Genomic DNA, 25,254 nt, shown 5'->3' on the forward strand with positions numbered 1-25,254 from the left:
CATGCACATCATTGTCGATAGTGATGCCTACCCCAGCGCTCGGGGCGCGGTGCAACGACTGGCTCCCCAGCCGTGCACAATCCGCGAAACTGGACTGACAGACAGTTTCCTCGGTGAGTTGGTATGCAAACACTTGTATGACGCTGGCGTGCTGGACATGCCGCGGCTGGTGGAGCGCCTGGCGCTGACCGGCGCCGTACTTGATGAAGTCCTGGCGTTTCTGCGCAAGGACGGTCGTGTCGAAGTGCTTGGCCAGTTGGGGTCGCAATCGACAAGTGGGCAAATGCTGCGTTATGGCCTGACCGAACGCGGTCGCAGCGCCGCCCGCGATGCCTTGTCCCGCAGTGGCTATATCGGTGCGGCACCCTTCCCGGTGGACACCTACCGATCCCTGATCAAACTGCAAACCATTCACCATGGTCGCATCAACGCCAACGATATGCGCAATGCCTTTGCTGGCGTAGTGCTTACCGACAGCATGCTCGATCAGTTAGGTGTGGCGATGAACTCCGGGCGCGCCATTATGATTTATGGCCCCGCGGGTACTGGCAAGACCTACATCAGCCGTCGGTTGATCCGTCTGTTCACCGAGGCCATCTGGGTGCCTCATGCCATCGTCATCAACGAGTCCGTGATCGAGATCTATGACCCGCAAGTGCATCAGCGGTTCGAAGATAACGTTCAACAGAACAATCTGATGCTCAACGAAGGGATCGACCGTCGATTGCTGCGCTGCAAACGCCCGATCGTCGTCACTGGCGGTGAGTTGAGCATGGAGCAACTGGACGTTCGCTATGACACTAACACCCGCCAATACCAGGCTTCTTTGCAGCTCAAGGCCAGCAATGGCCTGTTCATCATCGATGACATGGGGCGTCAGCGCATGGCACCCGCGGAGTTGTTGAATCGCTGGATCGTCCCGATGGAAGAGAAGTGCGATTTCCTCAACCTGGGCGGCGGTCGGCATTGCGAGCTGCCGTTCGATCTGATTCTGGTGTTTTCCACCAACCTCAATCCCCTGGAGTTGGCCGATGAGGCCTTTCTTCGCCGGATTGGCTACAAGCTGCAATTCGGTTATCTGAAGCCTGAGGAGTACGAAAAGATCTGGCGTCAGGAAAGCGAGCGTCTGGGCGTGCCTTATGACCAGTTGCTGGTGCGTTATGTGCTGCAAAGGCTTTATGCAAGTGAAGGCATGCCCCTGGTGCCTTGCCATCCCCGCGATCTCCTGAGCATGGCGCTCGATCGTCAACGTTACATGGGCGGTTCCGGACCACTGTCACCGCAAGAGTTGGAATGGGCCTGGCACAACTACTTCGTCCAGCTCGACTTTCTTTGATACGGAGATACTGACATGAGCTCTCGTACTCTTTCCCTGATAGGCGTTTCCCTGGTCATGGGCCTTGGTGCTGCATGGATGGCCGACTCCTGGCTGAGCGCCCGGCTCAATGCCAGCCCGGATGATCACCTTCGAAGCGTAGTGGTCGCCACAGTAGAGATTCCATTCGGGCAGATGGTCGAGGCTCAGCAGGTCACGACCGTACGCATGCCCATGGATACGATCCCGGAAGACGCCTTCGACTTGAGCGAAAAGGCTGTGGGCAAGATCGCAACGTTCGACATTCTGAAGGGCGACATTGTGCGCGGTGCGCGTCTGAGCGAGCACTTGGGTGGCAGCACTCTGGCTTCGCTGATTGCGACAGACAAGCGTGCCATCTCGGTACGGGTGGATGATGTGGTCGGTGTGGGCGGGTTCCTGTTGCCGGGTAACCGGGTCGATGTACTCGCGACCAAAACCACCAGTGCCGGCAGCAACAGCGCCGTGTCCAGGACCATCCTCGAGAACTTGCGGGTATTGGCGGTGGACCAGACGGCAGGTACCGACAAGACCCAACCGGTGGTGGTGCGTGCAGTGACGCTGGAAATGACGACCGCAGAGGCTGAAACCCTGGTCACGGCGCAAACGGAAGGGAAACTGCAATTGACCTTGCGCAATCCGCTGAACTCCGAGAAAAAAATCGCGGCCGTTGCACCTGTAGCGCCTGCCGCACCGGTCATGACGGTGGCCACCGCCACGGTGCCAAAACGCGTGGTGCAACGCAGCGGTGGCGAAAGTAGTGGGGCTGTCACCGTCATCCGCGGGGTCGAAACCAAAGTAGTCAACATTCGCTGACAGGGCGTAACAGGTCCTGGACACCAGGTCTTGGCGGAGCCGATCCGCATCAGTATTGGCAAATGAGGGCTTGATGATGAATCGTCGTATTCAGCAGCCGTTCACTGCGACGCCAAGGCGCCAGAAAGGATCGGTGAGTGTATTGATGGTGATCGCGTTGGCGGCGATTGGCATGGTGGCCGCACTGGCTCTGGACGGCGGGCACATGATGCTGAACAAAACGCGCTTGCAGAATGCGGTGGACGCCGCGGCCCTGAGTGGTGCCAAAACCCTGAGTCAGGTGGAAGGTGGAATCAATATTGCCAGTACGACGCGCACTGCCGCACTCAATACGCTGACGCACAATGCGAATGCCACGGGCAACACAGAATTGGCAACGGCGGTTGGTGGCAACGCAGCCACATTCGCGGTGGTGGAACTGGCAAGCAGTGTCTATGGGCCGTTCTCCTATCCCGGGCCAGCGAATGCCAAATACGTTCGGGTATCGGTACCGAGCTATAACCTGACCGGATTTTTCTGGAACTTCGCCCAGGTATTCGGTTCTGGCGGTCTGGGGGCCAAAGCGGTGGCGGCAATCGCCACTGCCGGACCCAGCCCTACCAGTCCTTGTGATCTCGCACCTTTGATGGTCTGTGGCGACCCGACTCAATACAACCCTGGCGCCGGCGTGTTCTGGGGCTTCCAGTTTGGTGATTTGCAGGTATTGAAGACGGCTGCCGGCAATTCGTCGCCCATTGGTCCAGGCAACTTTCAGTTGCTCGATTTTGGTTCGGGCGGCAGTACGGTCAGGGAGGATCTGGCCGGAGGTGGCAAGGTCTGCCGCACTGTGGGGGACAACGTCCAGACCGCACCTGGCAACAAGGTCGGCCCTACCTCCCAAGGCTTGAACACACGCTTCGGCATCTACAACGGCCCGGTCAGTGCCTCGGACTATCCGCCGGACATGGTGACCGAGTCCAGCAACCCCGCGATCACTTACGACGACTCGGTCACACCGGCACAGGCGAAGTACAAAGGGAAAACCGTCACCTCGAGCAACGGCAATCTCACGGCGGGCGGCGACGCGATATTTGACTACAACGACTGGCGCACGAGCGTTGCCGGGTGTGTGGCAGGGTCTGGCAGTGGTTGTGAGAGCCATGGCGTGTTCGAGCGCCGGATGATGAAAATTGTGGTGGGCAACTGCACTGGCAAACAAGGCGGTTCAACCTCGATCCCTGTCCTCGGTTTTGGCTGCTATTACGTGGTGCAACCAATGGATGGCGGTGGCGGGGACGCTCAGATCTTCGGGCAGTTCGTGAAGGAGTGCGAAGGCGACAACGTGGCCGGCCCTACGCCGTCAACCGATTCCGGCCCACAGATCATTCAGCTCTACAAAACCTATCTCAACGGCAGCGGTACTCCGAGCACTGACTCATAGGAGGCGTCATGAGACTTCACGCGTTTAAACATTCGAAGCGCCAGCAAGGCCTGGCCATGGTGGAGTTCACCCTCGTCCTGCCGGTGTTGTTGCTGCTGTTACTGAGCCTCGGTGAGATCGGCCGCATGCTCTATCAGTACAACGTGTTGCTGCAGGCCAGCCGTGATGCCGACCGTTTTGTCGCAAACCACGCCTGGGACTCGACGCTGGGTGCGGTCTCTCTGAGCAATGCGCTGCAGACCCAGACGAAAAACGTTGCGGTGTATGGCGTGCCTGCCAACACCGGCACCGCTGTGTTGTCCGGGTTGACGCCTGACAACGTGGTCGTCGCCGCGGTGGGCACCGACCATGTGCGAGTCACCATCACCTATACGTTCTGCCCGGTGATTGGCAGTGGCAATTGTGCCGGCTCGATTCCGGGTTTTTTTGGCAATCAGATTGCGCTGAACATTCCGCTGGTTGCCACTACCGTGATGAGGGCACTGTGATGAATAGAAAACACATGCGCGGAATCTATACGGTGGAGTTCGCCTTCGTTGGTCTGCTGGTGTTCACACTGTTGTTTGGCGTGTTGGAAATGGGCCGCCTGTACTTCACGGTCAATGCACTGGATGAGGCCGCGCGCCGTGGTGCGCGCCTGGCAGCCGTCTGCAATATCAGCGATCCGGTGGTGTTGCGGCGGGCAATCTTCAATGCTGCGACCGATGCAGGTACGAGCCAGCTGATCAGCAATCTGGCCACCACTAATCTGACGTTGACCTACCTGGACGCAAATGGCGCCCTGGTGGCCAACCCAGCTGACCTGGTCAGCGCAAACGGCTTTCGTGCCATCCGCTATGTCCAGTTGAGTCTGCAAAACTTCGTTTTCAATCTGTTTATTCCCGGGTTCGGCGTGCCCATTACCTTGCCTGCATTCAGGGCAACGTTGCCGCGCGAAAGTCTCGGGCGTCACTCTGATTCCGGGGAGATCACACCATGCTGAATATGAAGGAAACGCCGATTGCCAGTTCGACTGGCAAAACCGGGTTGCGGTTGCTGATCAGCAGCCGTGATGCCAACTCTTTACGCGATCTGCAGAGTGTCTGTCAGCGCATGCCTGGCCTGGAGGTAAGCACTCGCCTGGTGAGCAATGGGCATGTTGACCCGCTCTACAGTCTGGACCGCATGCCCGATCTGTTGCTGTTGCGCGTCAGCCACCTGTGGCGCGAGGAATTGTCGGCACTGTTGCAACACCCGGCCCATGAGCGTCCGCCGATGTTGGTGTGCGGACTGCTGAGCGAACAGGAAGCCATGCGCCTGGCGATGCAGGCCGGTGCCCGGGACGTGCTGCCGGAGCCCATCGCCGAGACCGAACTGGTCGCCGCCATGAATCGGCTGGTTACGGAGGTTCGGAGCGGCAGTGGGGCTGACGGAAAATTGATCGCCGTGATGAGTGCAAAAGGCGGTTCCGGCGGAACCCTGGTGGCCTGCAACCTGGCACAACAGCTCAGCATGAAAGGCGGCAGTACCTTGCTGCTGGATATGGACCTGCAATTTGGCAGCGTGACGCATTATCTGGATGTGGCGCAGACGCACAGCCATCTGGAGGTGTTGCATCAGATCAACGGCATGGACAGCGTCGCGTTACGCGGTTTTTGCAGTCACTTCAGCCCGACCTTGCATGTGCTGGGCGGTCGGGCCGGTGAGCTGTGTTTGCCGCAGGATGCCCAACCCGAGCAACTTGACACCCTGTTGCAGTTGGCCCGCGCCAGCTATGGCTGGGTGGTGGTCGACCTGCCGCGGCAAATCGATCACCTCACCGGTTCTGTGCTGGAGCAGGTGGATCGGGTGTACGTGGTGGTGCAACAGAGCGTCAGTCATCTGCGCGATGCCAGCTCTCTGGTGCGGATTCTTCGCGATGACCTGGGTGTGCGTGGGGATCAATTGCAGATCGTGGTCAACCGTTATGACAAGGCCGCAGCGATCAGTCTTAAAGATGTCGGCGAGGCGCTGCGCTGCACCAATCTGTCGAAATTACCCAACGACTTCAATCTGGTCAGCCAGAGTCAGAACACTGGCGTGCCGTTGGGGCTGCATGCGCCGAGGGCAGCAATTACTACTGCACTGCGCGACATGACCGAGGACCTGGTCGGTCAACAGGTGGCCGGCAACAAAGGCTTGCTCAAACGCGCCTTCAACCGTTTTTTCGGGGGATGAACCATGATCAGCGACTTTCGTAACCGCTTGCGCAAACAGTCCGGTAAACCCGCCGCTGCCCAACCGGGCGACGATCTGCTGGATCCGCCAGAGGAAATAATGGCGTGGGAACGTGTGGCACCAGACGTTCTTTACGAAACCAAAAGCCAGGTCACCCCGGTGGAGGCGGAGTGGCGGGAAAAGATCTACCAGCAGTTGCTCAAGGTCATGGACCTGTCCTTGCTGGACTCCCTTGAACAGGCCGAGGCTGCTCGGCAGATTCGCGATATTTGCCAGCGCCTGCTCGATGAGCATTCGGCACCGGTGAGTACCGTCAGCCGTCAGTTGATCATCAAGCAGATCACCGACGAGGTGCTCGGCCTGGGGCCTCTGGAACCGTTGCTGGCCGATCACAGCGTGTCCGACATTCTGGTCAACGGCTCTGCCTCGGTATATGTCGAGCGCTTCGGCAAACTGCAACGGACCGATGTGCGTTTTCGCGATGATCAGCATTTGTTGAACATCATCGACCGCATCGTCTCCAGCCTGGGGCGGCGTATCGACGAGTCCTCGCCGTTGGTGGATGCCCGGCTCAAGGACGGTTCGAGGGTCAACGCGATTATCCCGCCGCTGGCCATCGATGGCCCGAGCATGTCGATTCGGCGCTTTGCGGTGGACCTGCTCAATACCGACAGTCTGATTCAGGTGGGAACGTTGACCCCGGCCATTGCCCTGCTGCTCAAGGCGATTGTCCGTGGGCGCTTGAACGTGCTGATTTCCGGCGGTACCGGCAGCGGCAAGACCACCATGCTCAACGTGCTGTCCAGTTTCATTCCGCAAAACGAGCGGATTGTCACCATCGAAGATTCGGCCGAACTGCAATTGCAGCAACCCCATGTGGTGCGCCTGGAAACCCGGCCTTCGAACATCGAGGGTCGTGGCGAAGTGAGCCAGCGGGAGTTGGTGCGCAACAGCCTGCGGATGCGTCCGGACCGCATAGTGATCGGCGAAGTGCGCGGCGTCGAAGCGCTGGACATGCTGACTGCGATGAACACCGGCCACGACGGCTCGTTGACCACGATCCACGCCAACACCGCACGCGATGCGTTGGGGCGAGTCGAGAACATGGTGTCGATGACCGGGGCGACCTTTCCGATCAAGGCCATGCGGCAGCAGATCGCTTCGGCCATTGATGTGGTGATCCAACTGGAACGCCAAGAGGATGGCAAGCGCAGACTGGTCAGCGTGCAGGAAATCAACGGCATGGAAGGCGAGATCATCACCATGACCGAAATCTTTTCCTTCGTGCGCCATGGCATGGGCGAAAACGGCGAAGTGCTTGGTGATTATCGGCCCAGCGGCATGATCCCCGCGTTCCGCGATGTGCTGGCCAAACGCGGCATCGAGTTGCCGCTTACGATGTTCAGGCCTGAATGGATGGAGGCACGGCAGTCATGAACAATATTCCTGGTGAATTCATTCTGATGTTCCTCGGCATGGTGTTTATCGCTGTGTTCCTCCTGTCTCAGGGGGTGGTGGTGCCGGTGTTCGGCGAGGCCGGCAAGATGCGCAAGCGCATCCGCGGCCGTTTGCACGTTCTGGAGAAAGCCAACAATCTGCCCAATATGCAGACGGTGTTGCGACAGAAGTACCTGACGCGCTTGACGCCACTGGAGGCCATGCTCGAGCAGTTGCCCTTTATGGCGAGCCTGACCCAGATGATCGAGCAGTCCGGTCATGAATATCGTGCTTATCGGGTGTTGTTGCTCGGGCTGTTCCTGGGCGCCTGTGCAGGTTTCTCGATCTGGATGGTCTCGTCAGTCTGGTGGATGGCGTTGCTGGCGGGCTTCGGAGCGTTCTGGCTACCACTGCTGAAAATTTCTCGTGACCGTGGCAAACGCTTCGCCGGGTTTGAGGAAGGCCTGCCGGATGCACTGGATGCCATCTGCCGTGCCCTGCGCGCCGGGCACCCGTTCAACGAAACCCTGCGCCTGGTCGGCGAGGAGCATAAGGGGCCGGTCGCTCAGGAGTTTGGCCTGACTTTCGCGGACATCAACTATGGCAACGATGTACGTCGAGCCATGCTCGGCCTGCTGGAAAGGATGCCGAGCATGACGGTGATGATGCTGGTGACCTCAATCCTCATCCATCGCGAGACCGGCGGCAATCTGACCGAGGTGCTGGAGCGTTTGAGTCGCCTGATCCGCGGGCGTTTTCGCTTCCAGCGCAAGGTCAGGACCCTGTCGGCCGAAGGGCGGATGTCAGCCTGGGTGCTGGTGTCGATTCCATTCGTGCTGGCGATTGCGATCGTTGTCACAAGCCCCACCTACATGCCTGTGCTGCTCAATGATCCCATAGGCCACAAACTGATCATCGGGGCGTTTTTCGCCATGCTGCTCGGGATTTTCTGGATACGCAAAATCATTCGGATTCAGGTTTAAGCGGTTTTCGCTACCGGGAGGTACAGGTCATGGACTTTTTGCTCGGGTTGTTCAGTCGGGTCACGGGAAGCGAGGAGGTGGCGCGCCTGTTGTTCCTCGGCGCGATCGGTTTGAGTACGGTGCTTGCAGTTGTCGCCGTGAGCTTGCTGATTTTGGGGCTTCAGGATCCGGTGCAGCGTCGTCTGGCACTGATCAAGCGTGGTCATTTAGGCAATACCGCCGGGCAGGAAGCCCCGGGTAATCTGCAACTGTTACTGGAACGGGTCGGCCAGCGCTTTGCCTCGGCCGAGTCGGCTCAGACCTCCGTCACCCAGACTTTATTGACGCATGCTGGGTACCGTTCCACTTCAGCGGTGCAGATGTACTGGGCTGTGCGCTTGATGACGCCGCTGTTATTAGTCGGTATTGCGTTGCTGCTATTGCCGATGATTCCCAGGGTTTCCCTGGCCATGGGGCTGCTGGTGGTGGTCTTGGCAGCCGGTATCGGATGGTTGCTGCCAGCGCTGTATGTCGCCAAGCGCAAGCAGTTGCGACAAGGTCGGTTGCGTGCCGCGTTTCCGGATGCGCTGGATCTGATGGTCGTGTGTGTGGAGTCGGGCCTTGCCTTGCCCACGACGATCGAACGGGTGGCTGAGGAGATGTCGGTCAGTCAGGTCGAACTGGCTGAAGAACTGGCCCTGGTCAATGCGCAAATCCGCGCGGGCATTTCCAGTACCGCGGCGCTCAAACAACTGGCTGTGCGCACTGGCCTGGATGACGTACAAGGGCTGGTCAGCCTGTTGGCGCAGAGTATCCGCTTTGGTACCAGCGTGGCCGATACGCTGCGCATCTATGCCGATGAGTTCCGTGACCGGCGTACGCAGGCCGCCGAAGAGATGGGGGCGAAAATTGGTACCAAGCTGATATTTCCACTGATTTTCTGTCTGTGGCCGAGCTTCTTTCTGGTCGCTATCGGCCCGGCCATGATCGGTGTACTCAAAGTATTCGGGTGAGGTAAAACGGGTGGAGGCTATCGAGTGCGATGGCCTTGCCCCCCGAGCCTGATCTGCACTTTCCTGTCATGGACCCACACATTTCCCGCCGCGGGATCATCCAACCAGGGTTGGATAATGTGTAGAGACTACTTTCCTGAACACGACATCAAGCCCGGCTTTGCAGCCAGGCTACTCTGGACTACGCCAGAGGCTGATCACCCATCGACATGCCTCAGTTGCCGCTACTCATATCTCCCCCAGCATCCTGTTCAAAAAACATCGGAATCGGGAAGTTGAAGCTATTCAGCCAGCGCTGCATGGCCTGTTCACGTTCGGCGGCCGAAGCGGTTTGCAGATTAGGGGAGGCAACCACACCTCGAATCTGCAACTGCAACCACTGTTCGGTGCCTTGTTGGTACGGCGAAGAGGGGCCCGGCTCAATAGCCCAGGCAGTGGTGGACAGGCAAGCCATGCACACGATCAACAGCCTTTTGGTCTTCATCTCGATTCCTCGTACGTTCTACTTGTTCGCACTGGAAGAGGCATCGGCTACTTCCGTCTTGCGATTCCCCTCGGTAGCCACCACTTTTTTGGCGGAGGCCTTGAGTTTTTCCGCGCGGGTTTGCGCCTCGGCGACTTGCTTGGGGCTCAAGTCGGCGCGGGTCACCAGGTCAGCAGCCGACTTCCAGTTATCCTGGTAGATCAGCAGCGTCACCATATTGAGTGCCGCCAGTGTGTTTGCCTGCTTGAGCTCCATGGCGGTCATGAACTCAAAGCGTGCTTCAGGGATCCGTCGCTGATTGAGGTAGACGACCCCTAGGTCATTTCGCATCCTGTCGTCGGTGGGGGCCATCTTCACCGCACGCTCAAGGTGAGTGGCAGCGGAGGCGTTATCATTTTTGGCGGCGGCCAACTGGCCCAGGCCATGTTCCCCTTCCGCCGTCAGACAGGTGCCGAGCAAGCTTTCGTACAACGGCTGCGCGTCGCCGCTACGCCCCATCATGCGCAACACCCGAGCCTTGCGCAGGCGAACCTGGACCAGGTCATCGGGCAAACCTTCCAGGTTCGCCAGGCTGGCATACAAACGGCCTTCGTCGGCCATGTTGTCGGCCAGGTTCAGGGCCAGTTCCTGCTCCGAACCGGGCTTGGCACAGCTGGGCGGTCGCGAAGTCAGGCCATTACTGGCGCAACCTGCGAGCATTAACGTCGTCGCTATTGCAATGACTGCTTTCATCGTATGTCCTCTGGCTACAACATGTTGAACGCCCGGCCAATGGCAATGAAGCTGGTCCGGCAGGCGTTCAACGTCACCGTTACGAGTGAGGGCGAGGCGAGTCTGGTTCAGGCTCCGGATCATTGCGAGAGCCCGCTGAGACTGTCGAAGTCGCCATTTTCCAGGAAAAACATGCGGTAGAAGTTCGGGTCGTAATTGCGCAGCTGTTCGCCAGGCAATGACGGTAGTGGTGCATTGGCAGCCAGTGGCTGGACCAGATGGGGGGTGACGATCATCAGCAGTTCGCGTTCTTCACGGTTGATGGTGTTGTCGCGGAAAAATGCGCCCAGAACCGGGATATCGCCCAGCCCCGGAAACTTGTTCACCTGGGAATTGTTGCGGGAGCTGATCAGGCCGCTGATGACAAAGCTTTCGCCGTCGGCCAGGGAGATGCTGGTATCGGTACGGCGCACGCTCAGGGCCGGGACTATCGTGCCGGCGATGCTCACGGCGTTGGTGAAGTCCAGTTCACTGACTTCCGGCGCCACCTTCAGCGCGATACGATTTTTCCCGACGATGGTCGGCGTCAGAGTCAGGCGGATACCAAATTCCTTGTACTCGATGGACACGTTATCGCTGCCTGAACTGGGCACCGGAATCGGTATTTCACCGCCGGCCAGGAAGCTCGCACTCTGCCCGCTGAGCGCTACCAGGCTTGGCCGCGCCAGGGTGTAGGCGAAACCACTGCCTTCCAGCGCATTGAGTGCCACCAGGGTACTGCCGGTAGCAAACGTGAGGTTGAAGTTGTTGTTGTTCACCGGTATCGCGGGCGTGACAATGCCGCCGATGGTCGGCAAGGTTCTCGGTGAGCCGAACAGGAAGTTGCCACGGATACCGAAAATCGAAGCGGAGGCTTCCTTGAGCTTGGTCCGGCTGACTTCGACGAAACGGATATCGGTCTGCACCTGGCTCGGCAGCAGCGGGTCGTCGGAGGGCACTGACGGCACGCTGGTCAGTGCCGATGTGGCTTTACCCTTGACGAACACCATGCTTTGGCGCGGCGATTTAGAACAGGCCGTCCAGACCATCAGGCTGGTGGTCCCCGGTGCAATGCCCGTGAGTATGAACGCGCTGCTGCCACTGGGTTGCACGTCGGCAATTTTCGGGTCACCCACCGCCAGTTGCGTTACCGGAACGGGGCTGCGCAGTTCATTCTGCAGCCCCTGACCGACCTCGAACGTTGTCGACCAATTGTCCAGTTGCGAACAATTGGCAGGTGCGGCCTGAGCCGCATTCACGCTGAGGCCCGTCCAGAACAGGCCATGGATAATTTTCTTGAAAGCGGGCGCGGGACGAAGGCTCATTTGGTGAATCCTCACTGGATAGGCCATCTATAGGCAGACAAAGTTGTCTCTGATCACTTCACGGGGATCGGACTATCCCCCCCAATGCGCCACACCATTTATCGATGGCTTTGGCGTTATTCCTTGCGTGCAACACACGAGCGGGCGCAGTTCGCTGACCTGGCTGGACAGCGAGCGACCTTTGCTAAAACGGTTTTTAGTGAGGCGGTTACCTGAACTGCGCGCCAGAGTGACGCTGGCAGTTACGGACGCTACTGTCCGCCGACCTGCCCCCCCCGAAAAGTAAACGGCCATGTAGGTACAGAGCCGGAATACGCCTGCCATGATCATAGTGAGCTAACTCCTTTTGCCAATCTGATCACTGAAGCTAACTTGGAAACTGGAGCCGTTATGACTTCTTATTGTTTGACGGTAGTTCAATCAAACCAAAGTGCCATGATTTTAAAAAAAAACCATGGGTGCAAAAGCTGTAGAAAGGCAGGTGGGTGAGCGGTGCAGGCAAGGTCGTAGCGCAGTGCGATTGGTTGATACCGAGGGGGAAATGAAGGCAAAAAAAAGGCCCATCAGTCAGGCTGAACGGGCCTTTTTCATGTCTCAGCCTGCCTTCAACTGCAAATGCCCGTGATCGGAAACGGTCGCTGCGCCTGCACCAGATCCGGCATATCCCGCCACTTGATCCACGCCGAATCTTGCCAGTGCAGCAGCGGTACCGAGAGGCCTCCCCATCAAACGTCCCAGTTCCTATGGTGGTGCGGATGCGCCATGTTGATGATTGACCGGCTTCGACCCCGGGCCGCTGATTTGGCAGCGACGGGACAAAGCCTATCGGTCAGGCGCTCGCGGCGACAAGTCTTTTCCGGCGACGCTTGCCGTAGGAATCAGAGTTTTTTCAGGAAGGCTCGATCTGTAGGAATTTCCTGTTTTTGCGGTCCAGTGCCCGTCACTGCTTTTCATTGCCTATGGTCACTGAGCGCCATGAAATTTTCGGTGCTCAACGTCAAGCTTTGAAATGGAGAACGCCTTGAAAGTAACCCTCAAACAGATAAACGGTCCTTGGGATCAAGGTTGGGTGCTGGACAAGCACATGCTAAGTAGTACCTTTCTAGGGGACGATGAGCATGGAAACCCACGTTTTGAGAATCATCGTACCGAGGTAGGAGAGGCAACCTACCAACTCAAATACCAGAAGGATTGGAGTCAAGTGGGGCCCCTTGCTCAAGCAGTAGCGACTAATGTTTTCCCAAAGCTGGCTCAAGTAGGATTCGTAGTTCCTATGCCGGCCTCAAATGTACGCCCACGTCAGCCAGTAACGGAGGTCGCCGTGGAGTTAGGGCGAATTATCGGAAAGCCTGTATTCTCGGATTTGCTCCGTAAGGCACCTACGGGGAAATCGCTCAAGGACCTGCATTCTAAAGCTGAAAAAGTCGCAGCTATTGGGGCGAGTTTCAGCGTCAATGATGAAATTAAGAAAGCAGGTTGTTGGAATGTTTTGGTCGTCGATGATTTGTTTGACAGTGGGGCGTCGATGGACGCAGCCTGTTCTGTCTTGCGTCAATATCCAAAAGTAGGAAAAATTTACGTGGCAGCACTAACTTGGAAGTGAGCTAAATGACAACTGTATTTATTGCGGGCTCTATTAATATCAAGCACCTTGATCCAAAGGTGAAAGAGCGTATCGATAATATTGTTGCTTCGGAATTCGATGTGGTTGTTGGGGATGCTGGTGGCGCCGACACTTCTATTCAAGAGTACTTGTTGAGTTTGTCACTTTCTAAAACCACTATTTATTGCAGTGGGGCGACTCCGCGAAACAACCTTGGGAAATGGCCGGCAAGGCCGGTGGAGAGCAAGTATGCCAAGGGGTCTAGAGCCTTTTTTACCGCTAAAGATGTTGTTATGGCCGAGGCGGCTGATTACGGCTTGATGATATGGGATGCAAAAAGTACGGGCACATTGAGTAATGTTATTGAATTATTGTCTCGAAGGAAGAAGTCGCTGGTTTTTGTGAATAAAGAAAAAGCCTTTAAGGTGGTTGGTGATGTGAGCCAGCTTGAGGACTTGGTTGCGGTTATGTCGGATCAAGATAAACAAAAAGCCGACGCAAAAATTAAGCTTTTTGATCGCATCTCTTTGTTGAAGCATGATCAGGCAGAATTAATTGTGTAGCGTTTTTTTGCATAACCAATATCTGTTGATGATTCCCCTCCCTCTAAAAATAGAGGAAGGGGAATTTTTTATCTGACTAGACCCCGTCACCAGCAACCTGAAAGCATCGCAAGTCACCTCGTGGGCCATCGACACCGGGGCGAATTCAGTTACCGACTAACCTTCCAGGCATCCCCCGCAGGCGCCGTACCATGGTCATACGGCTTGGCAATCCACATATAAACCAGCCCCAAGCCAATCACGATCGCCGTACTCAACACCATCGCATAGTTGATGTACCACGCGGCATCCGGTGTGCGCGGCCAGGCCATGTTGATGATGGCGCCGACGCCGTAGACTAGCGCGCCGATGTTCACCGCCCAGCCCCAGGCGCCGAGGGTGAATTTGCCGCTCGGTTTCCAGCCTTTCAGGCGGGCATAAAGGGCTGCAAGCACGATCATCTGGAACGCGAGGTAGATGCCGATTGCTGCGAAGCTGACGATGGTGGCCACGGCGTCTTGCAGGAAGAAGCCCAGAATAATGATCAGCGCCGGCAGGACGCCGGAGACGAACAGCGCAGCAACCGGAACCTGGGTTGTAGGCGAAATCTTTTTCAGCAATGAGCTGCCGATGACCATTTCATCCCGGGCGTAGGAATACAGCAGACGACTCGCCGCCGCTTGCAGGCTGATGACGCAGGAGATGAAGGAAATCATCACCACGCCCATGACCATTTTCGAACCGACCGGGCCGAAGGCGTTGTTGAGGATGGTGCCGACCGGATCTTTGTCGGTGCCGTTGATCACCGCTTGCATGTCCGGCACGGCGAGGATCAGTGCCAGGCAAGCAAACATCGCCGCAACGCCGCCGATGTAGATGGTCATGCGCATGGCCACCGGGATTTTCTTGCTCGGGTTCGGGGTTTCTTCGGCCACGTCGCCGCAGGCCTCGAAGCCGTAGTACAGGAACATCCCCGCCAGCGAGGCGGTGAGGAAGGCCGGCAGATAAGAGCCGTCAACGCTGATGTCGAAGGTGTTGAACAACACGCTGATCGATTGATGACGTTCGAAAATCAGCAGGTACATGCCGACGATCACCGCGCCGACCAGTTCGCAGAGGAAGCCGAACATGGCGATTCGCGCCAGCACTTTGGTGCCGCTGAGGTTGACCAGCGTGGCGAACAGGGTCAGCACCAGGGCGATGACGATGTTGGTGTTGTTGCTCGGTTCGAAGCCCATCATCGCGGCAAGGTAAGGCCCGGCACCGACCGCAACGGCGGCGATGGTCACGCACAGGGCGATGGAGTAGATCCAGCCGACCATCCACGCCCAGCGTTTGCCCACCAAGCGGCGAGCCCATGGGTAAACACCACCGGAAATCGGGAACTGCGAGACCACTTCACCGAAGATCAGGCACACCAGCAATTGGCCGCAACCGACCAGCAAATACGCCCAGAACATCGGTGGTCCACCGGCGGCCAGGCACAGGCCGAAGAGGGTATAAACCCCTACGACTGGTGAGAGGTAAGTGAAGCCCAGGGCGAAGTTTTCCCACAGGCTCATGCTGCGGTTGAAGTTGGAGGTGTAACCCAGCTTTCGGAGTTGCTCGGCATCGCTGTCGGCAACGGCTGCGGAGAATTCAGGTAGTGCACTCATGGTGTGTTAGCTCCGGAAAATCGGCAGATTTCGGATGTCCGAAACCGTGACAGGGCCGTGATGGCGCTGCCCGGATCGGTGGTTATTGTTTTTTTGGTCTGGCGTTGAAGCCTGGTGGTGCGTATTGACGGTTTCTACCTTGAAACCGAGGTGACACCTTCGCGGGCAAGCCTCGCTCCTACAGGATTGAGGGTGTTCGCAAAAATTGCGTACGACGCAAAACCCGTAGGAGCGAAGCTTGCTCGCGAAGCTTTTAGTGCTTGAACATCACATGCCGCACAACGGTGTAATCCTCCAACCCATACATCGACATGTCCTTCCCGTACCCGGACAGTTTCTGACCGCCATGGGGCATTTCGCTGACCAGCATGAAGTGCGTGTTCACCCAGGTGCAGCCGTACTGCAAGCGCGCCGACAGGCGATGCGCGCGGCCGACGTCCGAGGTCCACACCGACGACGCCAGGCCGTAGTCCGAATCGTTGGCCCAACCGAGCACCTGCGCTTCATCGCTGAATTTGGTCACCGACACCACTGGCCCGAACACTTCGCGGCGGACGATTTCGTCGTCCTGCTGTGCATCGGCCAGCACCGTTGGTTCGAAGAAGAAACCGTTGCCTTCAACTGCCTTGCCGCCAGTGATCAAGCGAATGTGCGGTTGCGCCACGGCGCGGTCGACAAACCCGGCTACCCGGTCGCGATGCTGTGCGGTGATCAGCGGGCCGAGTTCGGTCGACGGATCATCCTGCACGCCGTACTTGATGCTGCTGACTGCCGCGCCGAGCTTCTCGACGAATTTTTCGTAGATGCCGGCCTGTGCGTAGATGCGGCACGCGGCGGTGCAGTCCTGGCCGGCGTTGTAGAAACCGAAGGTGCGAATACCTTCCACGGCGGCATCAATGTCGGCGTCGTCGAAGATGATCACCGGGGCCTTGCCGCCCAATTCCATGTGCATGCGTTTGACGCTGGCGGCGGTGCTGGAAATGATGTTTGAGCCGGTGGCGATGGAGCCGGTCAGCGACACCATGCGCACTTTCGGGTGGGTGACCAATGGGCTGCCTACGGTAGGACCACGGCCGAACACCAGGTTGAGTACGCCGGCCGGGAAGATTTCCGACGCCAGTTGTGCCAGGCGCAACGCGGTCAGCGGGGTTTGTTCCGACGGCTTGAGCACCACGGTATTGCCGGCGGCGAGGGCCGGGGCGATTTTCCAGGCGACCATCATCAACGGGTAGTTCCACGGCGCGATGGAGGCGATCACGCCCACCGGGTCGCGGCGGATCATCGAGGTGTGCCCGGCCAGGTATTCACCGCCTGCCGAACCGCTCATGCAGCGGCTGGCGCCGGCGAAGAAACGGAACACGTCGGCAATCGCCGGGATCTCGTCGTTCAGCGCAGCGCTGTAGGGTTTGCCGCAGTTGTCGGATTCGAGTTTGGCCAGCTCTTCGCCGTGGGCTTCGATGGCGTCGGCGAGTTTGAGCAGTAACAGCGAGCGCTCTTTCGGCGGGGTGTGCGACCAGCTTTCGAACGCGGCATCGGCAGCGCGTACGGCAGCATCGACCTGGGCTTCGCTGGCTTCGTTGATTTCCACCAGCACACGACCGAGGGCCGGGTTGAACACCGGTTGGGCGGGGCCTTCGCCGTCGAGCAGTTGGCCGTTGATCAAGAGTTTGGTTTGCATGGCGTTGTCCTCTTTGAATCTATTATTTTTCTGCCGAAACCGGATCCTGTGTAGGAGCGAGGCTTGCCCGCGAAGCTTTTGGCGCTCTCGAGGACGCCTTCGCGGGCAAGCCTCGCTCCTACACAGGATTCGGTTTCTACAGTGGATATTGAGTTGTTCGTTACTTCCCGCCACTCCCTGCCACGCTTTCACCGCCACGGGTCAGGTAATAGGCGCCGAGAATCGGCAGCATGGTCACCATCATCACCAGCATCGCGACGACGTTGGTCACCGGCACGTCCCGTGGGCGGCTGAGCTGGTTGAGCAGCCACAGCGGCAGGGTGCGTTCATGGCCGGCGGTGAAGGTGGTGACGATGATTTCGTCGAACGACAGCGCAAACGCGAGCATGCCGCCGGCCAGCAACGCCGAGCCGAGGTTCGGCAGGACGATGTAGCGGAAGGTCTGCCAGCCATCGGCGCCGAGGTCCATCGAGGCTTCGATCAAACTGTGCGAAGTGCGGCGCAACCGGGCGATGACGTTGTTGTAGACGATCACCACACAGAAGGTCGCGTGGCCGACGATGATGGTGAACATCCCCGGCTCGATGCCCAGCGTCTTGAAAGTCGCCAACAGCGCGATCCCGGTGATGATCCCCGGCAACGCGATGGGCAAAATCAGCATCAGCGAGATGCCTTGCTTGCCGAAGAAATCCCGCCGGTACAACGCCGCCGACGCCAGCGTGCCGAGCACCAACGCGATCAACGTCGCGACGGAGGCGATCTGCAGCGACAGCTTGATCGCTTCCAGTACATCCGGCCGCGCGAACGCCACGCCGATCCACTTCAGGGTGAAGCCCTTGGGTGGAAAGCTGAACGCCGCGTCTTCGGTGTTGAACGCGTAGAGGAATATGATCAGGATCGGGAAGTGCAGAAACACCAACCCGCCCCAGGCTGCGATGCGCAACCCTAAAGAAGCTTTCTCAGAGTGCATCGAAGGCCCCCAGTCGTTTGACGATGGTCAGGTAAATGGCGATCAACACAATCGGCACCAGCGTGAACGCCGCGGCCATTGGCATGTTGCCGATCGCGCCTTGTTGGGCGTACACCATGCTGCCGACGAAGTACCCCGGCGGGCCCACCAGTTGCGGCACGATGAAGTCGCCCAGGGTCAGCGAAAACGTGAAGATCGACCCGGCGGCGATGCCCGGAATCGACAACGGCAGAATCACTTGCATAAAGGTCTGGCGCGGCTTGGCGCCGAGGTCGGCGGAGGCTTGCAGCAACGACGGCGGCAGGCGTTCCAGCGAGGCTTGAATCGGCAGGATCATGAACGGTAGCCAGATGTAGACGAACACCATGAAGCGCCCCAGGTGCGAGGTCGACAAGGTGCTGCCACCCACGCCCGGAATGCCCAGCACAAACTGCAAGACAGGCTCCAGTCCCAGGTGTTGAACGAACCATTGCGCCACGCCACCCTTGGCCAGCAGCAACGTCCACGCATACGCCTTGACGATGTAACTGGCCCACATCGGCATCATCACCGCGATGTAGAAAAACGCCTTGGTCTTGCCGGTGGTGTAGCGCGCCATGTAGTAGGCGATCGGGAACGCGACGATGGCGCTGGCAATCGACACCACGACAGCCATGCTCAGGGTGCGCAGAATGATGTCGAAGTTCGACGGCTGGAACAGCGCGGTGAAGTTCGCCAGGGTCAGGTCGGGCGTGACCGCCATGGTGAAGTCGTCGAAGGTGTAGAAGCCTTGCCACAACAGCACCAGCAGCGAACCGAGGTAGATCGCGCCGAACCACAACAGCGGCGGCACCAGCAGCAGCGCCAGGTAAAAGTTCGGCCGGCGATACAGCAGGTTGGAAAACCTGCGCAACGGCGAGCCGCTGGCCGGGGATTGAGGGAGAGCCACGCTGGTCATCTCACACCCCGCCGGCAACGGTGTCGTGCAGCGGGATCATCGCTTCCCGCGCCCAGCGTGCGCTGATGCGTTGCCCGGTCTGGTGTTGCGCGCTGACGTCCAGCCATTGATTGTTGGCCTGGCTGATGTTCAGGGTCTGGCCGTTTTCCAGCTTCAGTTCATAACGGGTGGCGCTGCCCTGGTACTGAACGTCGTGGAGCAAACCACTGACTTCGATTTCGTGGCTGGCCAACGGGCCGTCGGCGAAACGCACGTGTTCCGGGCGAATCGAAAACGGCTGCGGATTGCCGCTGAGCTGCTGCGCCAGATCGCCGCGAATCACGTTGGAGGTGCCGACGAATTCCGCGACAAAGGTGGTTGCCGGTTTCATGTAGAGGTTGCGCGGGGTATCGACTTGTTCGATGCGCCCCTTGTTGAACACCGCCACGCGGTCGGACATCGACAAGGCTTCGGTCTGGTCGTGGGTGACGAAGATGAAGGTGATGCCGAGCTGGCGTTGCAGCTTTTTCAGCTCGCTCTGCATTTGCTCGCGAAGCTTCAAGTCGAGGGCGCCCAGCGGTTCGTCGAGCAGCAGCACCCGTGGGCGATTGACCAATGCGCGGGCCAGGGCCACACGCTGACGCTGACCGCCCGACAGTTGCACCGGTTTGCGTGCGCCGTAGCCGCCGAGGGCGACCATGTCGAGGGCTTCTTCAGCGCGTTTCTGGCGTTCAGCTTTGCCGACGCCTTTGACTTTCAAACCGTAGGCGACGTTGTCGAGTACGTTCATGTGCGGGAACAGGGCGTAATCCTGAAACACCGTGTTGACGTCACGCTCGTACGGCGGCAGCCCGGCGGCTTCGTTGCCGTGAATCCGGATCGAGCCTGCGCTCGGTTGTTCGAAACCGGCGATCAGGCGCAAACACGTGGTTTTGCCCGAGCCGGAAGGGCCCAGCATGGAGAAGAACTCGCCGTCCTGGATGTCGATGGAAACCCGGTCTACGGCTTTCACTTCGCCGAACAGACGGGAAACGTTGGTGAACTGGACTGCAAGCGTCATGGTGCGGTGCTCCGAAATATCAAATCTGAAAAGCATCGCTGGCAAGCCAGCTCCTACAGGGGGTACGCGTACTTTGTAGGAGCCGGCTTGCCGGCGATAAGGTCCGAAGGACCTTCAGGCGTCAGCGACCGCCCATGATCGCGATGTAGTCCTGGGTCCAGCGGCTGTACGGCACGAACTTGCCGCCTTCAGCCTGCGGGGTTTTCCAGAAGGCGATCTTGTCGAACTGGTCGAAGCCGTTGGTCTTGCAGCCTTCGGCACCGAGCAATTCGCTCTCTTTGCACCCCGCCGGAACCGACGGCAACGAACCGAACCAGGCGGCCAGGTCACCCTGGACTTTCGGTTGCAGCGAATGGTCCATCCACTTGTAAGCACAGTTCGGGTGCTTGGCGTCGGCGTGCAGCATGGTGGTGTCGGCCCAGCCCGTTGCACCTTCTTTTGGAATGACCGAGGCCACCGGCTGCTTGTCCGCCACCAGACCGTTGACCATGTAGCCCCAGGTGCTGGACGCCACGACGCCTTCGTTCTTGACGTCACTCATCTGCACGGTCGCGTCATGCCAGTAGCGGTGGATCAGAGGCTGCTGCTTGCGAAGCAGGTCCAGCGCGGCCTTGTACTGTTCTTCGTTGAGCTGGTACGGGTCCTTGATCCCCAGTTCCGGCCGTTTCGCCTTGAGATAGAGCGCTGCATCGGCGATGTAGATCGGACCGTCGTAGGCTTGGACCCGGCCCTTGTTGGACTTGCCGTCCGGCAGGTTCTGTTCCTCGAACACCACGCCCCAGCTGTCCGGGGCGGTCTTGAAGACGTTGGTGTTGTACATCAACACGTTCGGGCCCCACTGATACGGAGTGCCGTAGGTTTGTTTGTTGACGACGTACCACTGGCCATCCTTCAGGCGCGGGTCGATGTTCTTCCAGTTCGGAATCAACGCGGTATTGATCGGTTGCACGCGTTTGCCAACGATCAACCGCAGCGACGCATCGCCCGACGCGGTCACCAGGTCGTAACCGCCCTTGGACATCAGGCTGACCATCTCATCGGAAGTGGCGGCTGTTTTGACGTTGACCTTGCAGCCGGTTTCCTTCTCGAAACTGGTCACCCAGTCGTAGGCCTTGTCGCTTTCGCCACGTTCGATGTAGCCGGGCCAAGCCACGATATCCAGCTGACCTTCGCCGGCACCGACGGCTTTCAGCGGTTCGGCGGCCTGGATACTGGCGCTGGCCAACAGCGCTGTGGTGATTGCACTGAGCAGTGCGGTCTTGTGCACGAACATGGGAATTCCCTCTTCTTTAAATTATGGTCGGGGCAGTTTTGAACGTGGTTCAGCGTTGTAAACACGATCCTGTAGGAGCCGGCTTGCCGGCGAAGAGGCCATTAAGCCTTGCGATGTCCTTTCGGACGCCTTCGCCGGCAAGCCGGCTCCTACAAGGAATTCGCGGTGTTCCAGCGTTTCTGCGCTAATGCCTTTACGGCTAATTGTTAGCGTAGTGCGCTTTTATAAATGCTGTCCGTGGCGAGCCATGATGTGCCGCACCACGCTGTAGTCCTGAAGCGAATCGCTGGACAGGTCTTTGCCGTAGCCCGAGCGTTTCAGGCCGCCATGGGGCATTTCGCTGACCAGCATGAAATGGCTGTTGATCCAAGTGCAGCCGTACTGCAAGCGCGCGGCGACCTGCATCGCCTTGTCCAGGTTCTGGGTCCAGATCGAGGAAGCCAGGCCGTATTCCGAATCGTTGGCCCAGTCCACGGCTTGTTCGAGCCCATCGAAGCGGGTCACGGTGACCACCGGCCCGAACACTTCGCGCTGGACGATTTCATCGCTCTGCTTGCAGCCGGCCAGCAGCGTCGGTTGGTAATAGAAGCCGGCACCGGAATGCACGGCCGCGCCGGTCACGCGCTCGATGTGCGGCTGACCCAGGGCGCGTTCGACGAAACTGGCCACGCGGTCGCGCTGGCGGGTGCTAATCAGCGGCCCGATTTCGTTGTCGGCATCGCGCTTACCGGCGAAGCGCAGGCTGCTGACCGCCGCGCCGAGTTCGGCCACCAGGCGGTCATGAATGCCGGCCTGTGCATAAATGCGGCAGGCGGCGGTGCAATCCTGGCCGGCGTTGTAGTAACCGTACGTGCGCACGCCTTCGACCACCGCCTGAATGTCGGCATCGTTGCAGACGATCACCGGGGCCTTGCCGCCGAGTTCGAGGTGTGTGCGCTTCAGGGTTTTCGCTGCGGCCTGGAGGATTTTTTGCCCGGTGACGATATCGCCGGTCAGCGACACCATGCGGATTTTCGGGTGGCTGACCAAGTGGCTGCCCACGCCTTCACCGCCGCCGCAAATAATGTTGATCACACCGCGTGGGAGGATCTCGGCCAGCGCGGGCGCCAGGGCCAGGATCGACAGCGGCGTGTGCTCGGAAGGCTTGAACACCAGCGTGTTGCCGGCAGCGAGGGCCGGGGCGATTTTCCACGCGGCCATCATGATCGGGTAGTTCCACGGAGCAATCGAGGCGACCACGCCAATCGGATCGCGACGCACCATGCTGGTATAACCCGGCAAGTATTCGCCGCTGAGCTGACCGGTCTGGCAGCGCACCGCACCGGCGAAGAATCGGAACACGTCGACCGTCGCGCTCAAGTCGTCCTGACGCGCCAGGTGCAACGGTTTGCCGCAGTTCAGGGATTCGAGGCGGGCGAGCAGGTCGGCTTGTTTTTCGATGGCATTGGCGATGTCCAGCAGCAGGTTCGAGCGCTGCTGCGGCGTGGTCCGCGACCAACTGGCGAACGCACGGTGCGCGGCGAGGATTGCGGCTTCGACTTGTTCGGTGCTGGCCTCGGCGATGTGCGTTATCACCTCACCGGTGGCCGGGTTGAGGATCGGCTCGACAAAACCCTGACCCGCGACCAGTTCGCCATCGATCAACAACGCGGTGAACAACGGGGTCTGCGCGCCAGCCATTTTTCGGGTTCTCTTTTCTTGTGTGGCCATGCTGCTCCCTGTGACTGGGGCCCGGCCGTCTTATAGATGTTCCAAGACTAGTGCCCGGATCCGAGGTCGACAAATACTAAATACTGAAGGTGGCGTTCGATTAAATAGATGGCTTGCGCCCGCCGTGGGGCTGCTCGCGTGCGACGGTCAGGAACGGGTCGACCAGTGCCGGACGCGCCGTTCCGCGGCGCCAGGCCAGGCCGACATCGAGCGTCTGGCTCAGGTCGGCAATCGGCCGCGCTTCGATGATGTCGCCCTCCAATGACCAGGGGCGATAGGTCATGTCGGGCTGGATCGACACGCCCAATCCGGCGGCCACCAGGCTTCGTACCGCTTCGGTCGAAGCGGTTTTAAGGGTGATGCGCGGTTGAAGCGACGCCGCCGACCACATGCGCTGGGCGTTGCGGTCCATTTCATCAACGTTCAGTTGAATCAGCGGTTCACGGGCGACGTCGGCCAGGTTGATGCTGTCGTGTTCCAGCAGCGGATGCTGGGCCGGCAGCCATAAACGATGGGGCGAATGGGTCAGCACTTCCGTTTGCAGGGCGTGGCGGTCTTCGAGGTTGGAGAGGATCAGCACACCGACATCGATCTCGCCGCTGACCAGCAAATGCTCGATGTACGGGCGTTCGTCCTCCATCACGCGGATCTCGACGTTGGGGTAGGCGCGTTGAAAGCGGGTGAGCAGGTCAGCGAGGTAATAACCGGCGACGAGACTGGTTACACCGACAATCAACTGCCCGGCGACCTGATCGGTGCTTTGTTGCAGGCTGCGTTTGGCGTTGTCCACCGTTGCCAGAATCAGGTGTGCCTGGCGTAGGAACTGATGGCCCTGGTGGGTCAGCGTCATGCCCTTGGCATGGCGGTTGAACAGCCCGACGCCGATTTCCTGCTCCAGTTGCTGGATGGCCAGGGTCAGTGTCGATTGGGAAATGAACGCGGTTTGCGCGGCGGCAGAGATCGAGCCGGTCTCGGCCACGGCGATGAAATGACGAATTTGACGCAAAGTCATCATGAAGAAGTACCCGGTGGGCGGTTTTTATAGATTCGCTTGAGTGTATATCTTTTTAATCGATGGGCTTTTTAGCGTTACAGGAGGTGAGCAACATCTGGAAGCACTCTCGCCGGGAAGGGCTGGGCACTTTCGATCTAGGCTGGTGGCCTTATGTGTCCGGTTAACCCCTTTTGTGGAGGCGGCAAGAATGAATACCCGTGGATTGCTCGATCAATTACTCAAATCCGGCCAGGACCTGTTGCAGAACAAGACCGGTGGCGCGCAGAACAAGGCGTCCAGCGGCGGATTGGGCGGATTGCTTGGTGGTGGCGGTGGTTCGGGCGGCCTTGGCAGTTTGTTGTCAGGCGCGGGTGGCGGTGCATTGGCCGCTGGCGCGATGGGCCTGTTGATGGGTAACAAGAAGGCTCGCAAAGTCGGCGGCAAAGTCGCTGTCTACGGCGGCCTCGCGGCATTGGGCGTGATTGCCTACAAGGCTTACGGCAACTGGCAGGCCCAGCAGGGCACTGCACCGAAGCAAGAGCCGCAAACCGTGGACCGCGTGCCGACGGCGCAGGTCGAGCAACACAGCCAGGCGATTCTCAAGGCGCTGGTGGCGGCTGCCAAGGCTGATGGTCATGTCGACGAGCGCGAGCGTGCGTTGATCGAAGGCGAGTTCATCAAACTCGACAATGATCAGGAACTCCAACACTGGCTGCACGCCGAACTGAACAAACCCCTCGATCCAACCGATGTTGCGCGCGCCGCCAGCACCCCGGAAATGGCGGCCGAGATGTACATCGCGAGCGTGATGCTGGTGGACGAGGAGAACTTCATGGAGAAGTCTTACCTGGACGAACTGGCGCGCCAACTCAAGCTTGAGCCAGCGTTGAAGGTCGAGCTGGAAAAACAGGTGCGCCAGGCCTCCATGTAGAAACCGGCTTCAAATCCTGTTTCGCTCCCTAGACCGCCATCGCCAGCAAGCCGGCTCCTACAAGGGAATTGCGGTGCGCACAACATGCGTGCCCGATACCGTTCCCCTGTAGGAGCCGGCTTGCTGGCGATGAGGCCCTCAAATCCTGCCCCGCCCTCAAGACCG

General features: G+C 59.0%; 23 protein-coding genes and 1 pseudogene. 12 read left to right on the forward strand and 12 right to left on the reverse strand.

The genetic code is table 11. From position 1 onward, the window contains the following. Window position 1: 1 nt before the first annotated feature. The 9 genes from PMI32_RS14080 (at window position 2) to PMI32_RS14040 (ending at window position 9,198) form a co-directional block, all read left to right on the forward strand. Window positions 2–1,336, forward strand: coding sequence for a DUF8689 domain-containing protein (locus PMI32_RS14080; protein ID WP_008029696.1), 1,335 nt, complete (start codon window positions 2–4; stop codon window positions 1,334–1,336). A gap of 15 nt (window positions 1,337–1,351) precedes the next feature. Then, window positions 1,352–2,170: a Flp pilus assembly protein CpaB gene (gene cpaB / locus PMI32_RS14075; protein ID WP_008029698.1), complete on the forward strand. Its 819-nt coding sequence runs from the start codon at window positions 1,352–1,354 to the stop codon at window positions 2,168–2,170. Window positions 2,171–2,243: 73 nt separating this feature from the next. Beyond that, window positions 2,244–3,590 (forward strand): TadE/TadG family type IV pilus assembly protein, encoded by a 1,347-nt coding sequence (locus tag PMI32_RS14070; RefSeq protein ID WP_008029700.1) that lies wholly within the window; start codon window positions 2,244–2,246, stop codon window positions 3,588–3,590. An 8-nt stretch (window positions 3,591–3,598) separates the two neighbouring features. Beyond that, window positions 3,599–4,078, forward strand: a complete 480-nt coding sequence (locus PMI32_RS14065) for a TadE/TadG family type IV pilus assembly protein (protein ID WP_008029701.1) — start codon at window positions 3,599–3,601, stop codon at window positions 4,076–4,078. Beyond that, window positions 4,078–4,572, forward strand: a complete 495-nt coding sequence (locus PMI32_RS14060; protein ID WP_008029703.1) for a TadE family protein — start codon at window positions 4,078–4,080, stop codon at window positions 4,570–4,572. The genes PMI32_RS14065 and PMI32_RS14060 overlap by 1 nt, the downstream gene beginning before the upstream one ends. Then, window positions 4,566–5,786: an AAA family ATPase gene (locus PMI32_RS14055; protein WP_008029705.1), complete on the forward strand. Its 1,221-nt coding sequence runs from the start codon at window positions 4,566–4,568 to the stop codon at window positions 5,784–5,786. The genes PMI32_RS14060 and PMI32_RS14055 overlap by 7 nt, the downstream gene beginning before the upstream one ends. 3 nt (window positions 5,787–5,789) lie before the next feature. After that, entirely contained in the window at window positions 5,790–7,223 is a 1,434-nt protein-coding gene (locus tag PMI32_RS14050; RefSeq protein ID WP_008029707.1) for a TadA family conjugal transfer-associated ATPase, read from the forward strand. Further along, complete coding sequence (locus PMI32_RS14045) at window positions 7,220–8,206, forward strand: type II secretion system F family protein (RefSeq protein WP_008029709.1); 987 nt, start codon at window positions 7,220–7,222, stop codon at window positions 8,204–8,206. Before PMI32_RS14050 ends, PMI32_RS14045 begins: the two co-directional genes overlap by 4 nt. 29 nt (window positions 8,207–8,235) lie before the next feature. Continuing rightward, complete coding sequence (locus PMI32_RS14040) at window positions 8,236–9,198, forward strand: type II secretion system F family protein (protein WP_008029711.1); 963 nt, start codon at window positions 8,236–8,238, stop codon at window positions 9,196–9,198. A 214-nt stretch (window positions 9,199–9,412) separates the two neighbouring features. Here PMI32_RS14040 and PMI32_RS14035 read toward each other — a convergent pair whose 3' ends face one another. From PMI32_RS14035 to PMI32_RS30660, 4 genes and pseudogenes are all read right to left on the reverse strand, one after another. Beyond that, entirely contained in the window at window positions 9,413–9,682 is a 270-nt protein-coding gene (locus PMI32_RS14035; protein WP_008029713.1) for a DUF3613 domain-containing protein, read from the reverse strand. An 18-nt stretch (window positions 9,683–9,700) separates the two neighbouring features. After that, window positions 9,701–10,414, reverse strand: a complete 714-nt coding sequence (locus PMI32_RS14030; protein WP_008029716.1) for a tetratricopeptide repeat protein — start codon at window positions 10,412–10,414, stop codon at window positions 9,701–9,703. Window positions 10,415–10,533: 119 nt separating this feature from the next. Beyond that, complete coding sequence (locus PMI32_RS14025; protein WP_008029718.1) at window positions 10,534–11,757, reverse strand: type II and III secretion system protein family protein; 1,224 nt, start codon at window positions 11,755–11,757, stop codon at window positions 10,534–10,536. 605 nt (window positions 11,758–12,362) lie between these two features. Beyond that, window positions 12,363–12,482: pseudogene (locus PMI32_RS30660) on the reverse strand (phage antirepressor protein); the annotation flags it as partial. A 296-nt stretch (window positions 12,483–12,778) separates the two neighbouring features. Here PMI32_RS30660 and PMI32_RS14020 point away from each other — a divergent pair. After that, entirely contained in the window at window positions 12,779–13,360 is a 582-nt protein-coding gene (locus PMI32_RS14020; protein ID WP_008029722.1) for a ComF family protein, read from the forward strand. Window positions 13,361–13,365: 5 nt separating this feature from the next. Further along, a complete protein-coding gene (locus tag PMI32_RS14015; protein WP_008029724.1) occupies window positions 13,366–13,923 on the forward strand; it encodes a hypothetical protein in 558 nt (185 codons plus the stop codon). A 149-nt stretch (window positions 13,924–14,072) separates the two neighbouring features. Here PMI32_RS14015 and PMI32_RS14010 read toward each other — a convergent pair whose 3' ends face one another. From PMI32_RS14010 to PMI32_RS13975, 8 genes are all read right to left on the reverse strand, one after another. After that, complete coding sequence (locus PMI32_RS14010; RefSeq protein ID WP_008029726.1) at window positions 14,073–15,557, reverse strand: APC family permease; 1,485 nt, start codon at window positions 15,555–15,557, stop codon at window positions 14,073–14,075. 253 nt (window positions 15,558–15,810) lie between these two features. Further along, on the reverse strand, window positions 15,811–17,235 hold the full coding sequence (locus PMI32_RS14005; RefSeq protein ID WP_008029727.1) for a gamma-aminobutyraldehyde dehydrogenase: 1,425 nt from the start codon (window positions 17,233–17,235) through the stop codon (window positions 15,811–15,813). A 160-nt stretch (window positions 17,236–17,395) separates the two neighbouring features. After that, window positions 17,396–18,205 (reverse strand): ABC transporter permease, encoded by an 810-nt coding sequence (locus PMI32_RS14000; protein WP_008029730.1) that lies wholly within the window; start codon window positions 18,203–18,205, stop codon window positions 17,396–17,398. Then, on the reverse strand, window positions 18,195–19,142 hold the full coding sequence (locus tag PMI32_RS13995; protein ID WP_008029732.1) for an ABC transporter permease: 948 nt from the start codon (window positions 19,140–19,142) through the stop codon (window positions 18,195–18,197). The genes PMI32_RS14000 and PMI32_RS13995 overlap by 11 nt, the downstream gene beginning before the upstream one ends. Before the next feature lies 1 nt (window position 19,143). Then, on the reverse strand, window positions 19,144–20,181 hold the full coding sequence (locus tag PMI32_RS13990; RefSeq protein WP_008029734.1) for an ABC transporter ATP-binding protein: 1,038 nt from the start codon (window positions 20,179–20,181) through the stop codon (window positions 19,144–19,146). A gap of 121 nt (window positions 20,182–20,302) precedes the next feature. Next, the gene (gene ydcS / locus PMI32_RS13985) at window positions 20,303–21,454 is read right to left on the reverse strand and encodes a putative ABC transporter substrate-binding protein YdcS (RefSeq protein ID WP_008029736.1); all 1,152 of its coding nucleotides are present in this window, start codon (window positions 21,452–21,454) and stop codon (window positions 20,303–20,305) included. A gap of 222 nt (window positions 21,455–21,676) precedes the next feature. Beyond that, entirely contained in the window at window positions 21,677–23,164 is a 1,488-nt protein-coding gene (locus PMI32_RS13980; protein ID WP_081501770.1) for a gamma-aminobutyraldehyde dehydrogenase, read from the reverse strand. A 100-nt stretch (window positions 23,165–23,264) separates the two neighbouring features. After that, a complete protein-coding gene (locus PMI32_RS13975; protein ID WP_008029741.1) occupies window positions 23,265–24,179 on the reverse strand; it encodes a LysR family transcriptional regulator in 915 nt (304 codons plus the stop codon). A 187-nt stretch (window positions 24,180–24,366) separates the two neighbouring features. Here PMI32_RS13975 and PMI32_RS13970 point away from each other — a divergent pair, with 187 nt between their 5' ends. Next, window positions 24,367–25,089: a tellurite resistance TerB family protein gene (locus tag PMI32_RS13970; protein WP_008029743.1), complete on the forward strand. Its 723-nt coding sequence runs from the start codon at window positions 24,367–24,369 to the stop codon at window positions 25,087–25,089. Window positions 25,090–25,254 lie beyond the last annotated feature (165 nt).

The organism is Pseudomonas sp. GM60 (assembly GCF_000282415.1).
In the GTDB taxonomy this organism is placed as follows: Bacteria; Pseudomonadota; Gammaproteobacteria; order Pseudomonadales; family Pseudomonadaceae; genus Aquipseudomonas; species Aquipseudomonas migulae.

What these genes read in the sequence shown, in the direction of transcription:
- PMI32_RS14035 (WP_008029713.1), bottom strand. Translation starts at nt 9,682, where the DNA reads ATGAAGACCAAAAGGCTGTTGATCGTGTGCATGGCTTGCCTGTCCACC.
- PMI32_RS14025 (WP_008029718.1), bottom strand. Translation starts at nt 11,757, where the DNA reads ATGAGCCTTCGTCCCGCGCCCGCTTTCAAGAAAATTATCCATGGCCTG.
- PMI32_RS14000 (WP_008029730.1), bottom strand. Translation starts at nt 18,205, where the DNA reads ATGCACTCTGAGAAAGCTTCTTTAGGGTTGCGCATCGCAGCCTGGGGC.
- PMI32_RS14065 (WP_008029701.1), top strand. Translation starts at nt 3,599, where the DNA reads ATGAGACTTCACGCGTTTAAACATTCGAAGCGCCAGCAAGGCCTGGCC.
- PMI32_RS13995 (WP_008029732.1), bottom strand. Translation starts at nt 19,142, where the DNA reads ATGACCAGCGTGGCTCTCCCTCAATCCCCGGCCAGCGGCTCGCCGTTG.
- PMI32_RS14030 (WP_008029716.1), bottom strand. Translation starts at nt 10,414, where the DNA reads ATGAAAGCAGTCATTGCAATAGCGACGACGTTAATGCTCGCAGGTTGC.
- PMI32_RS14055 (WP_008029705.1), top strand. Translation starts at nt 4,566, where the DNA reads ATGCTGAATATGAAGGAAACGCCGATTGCCAGTTCGACTGGCAAAACC.
- PMI32_RS13975 (WP_008029741.1), bottom strand. Translation starts at nt 24,179, where the DNA reads ATGATGACTTTGCGTCAAATTCGTCATTTCATCGCCGTGGCCGAGACC.
- PMI32_RS14010 (WP_008029726.1), bottom strand. Translation starts at nt 15,557, where the DNA reads ATGAGTGCACTACCTGAATTCTCCGCAGCCGTTGCCGACAGCGATGCC.
- PMI32_RS14040 (WP_008029711.1), top strand. Translation starts at nt 8,236, where the DNA reads ATGGACTTTTTGCTCGGGTTGTTCAGTCGGGTCACGGGAAGCGAGGAG.
- PMI32_RS14060 (WP_008029703.1), top strand. Translation starts at nt 4,078, where the DNA reads ATGAATAGAAAACACATGCGCGGAATCTATACGGTGGAGTTCGCCTTC.
- PMI32_RS14045 (WP_008029709.1), top strand. Translation starts at nt 7,220, where the DNA reads ATGAACAATATTCCTGGTGAATTCATTCTGATGTTCCTCGGCATGGTG.
- PMI32_RS13980 (WP_081501770.1), bottom strand. Translation starts at nt 23,164, where the DNA reads ATGGCCACACAAGAAAAGAGAACCCGAAAAATGGCTGGCGCGCAGACC.
- PMI32_RS14070 (WP_008029700.1), top strand. Translation starts at nt 2,244, where the DNA reads ATGATGAATCGTCGTATTCAGCAGCCGTTCACTGCGACGCCAAGGCGC.
- PMI32_RS14005 (WP_008029727.1), bottom strand. Translation starts at nt 17,235, where the DNA reads ATGCAAACCAAACTCTTGATCAACGGCCAACTGCTCGACGGCGAAGGC.
- PMI32_RS14015 (WP_008029724.1), top strand. Translation starts at nt 13,366, where the DNA reads ATGACAACTGTATTTATTGCGGGCTCTATTAATATCAAGCACCTTGAT.
- PMI32_RS14080 (WP_008029696.1), top strand. Translation starts at nt 2, where the DNA reads ATGCACATCATTGTCGATAGTGATGCCTACCCCAGCGCTCGGGGCGCG.
- cpaB (WP_008029698.1), top strand. Translation starts at nt 1,352, where the DNA reads ATGAGCTCTCGTACTCTTTCCCTGATAGGCGTTTCCCTGGTCATGGGC.
- ydcS (WP_008029736.1), bottom strand. Translation starts at nt 21,454, where the DNA reads ATGTTCGTGCACAAGACCGCACTGCTCAGTGCAATCACCACAGCGCTG.
- PMI32_RS13970 (WP_008029743.1), top strand. Translation starts at nt 24,367, where the DNA reads ATGAATACCCGTGGATTGCTCGATCAATTACTCAAATCCGGCCAGGAC.
- PMI32_RS13990 (WP_008029734.1), bottom strand. Translation starts at nt 20,181, where the DNA reads ATGACGCTTGCAGTCCAGTTCACCAACGTTTCCCGTCTGTTCGGCGAA.
- PMI32_RS14050 (WP_008029707.1), top strand. Translation starts at nt 5,790, where the DNA reads ATGATCAGCGACTTTCGTAACCGCTTGCGCAAACAGTCCGGTAAACCC.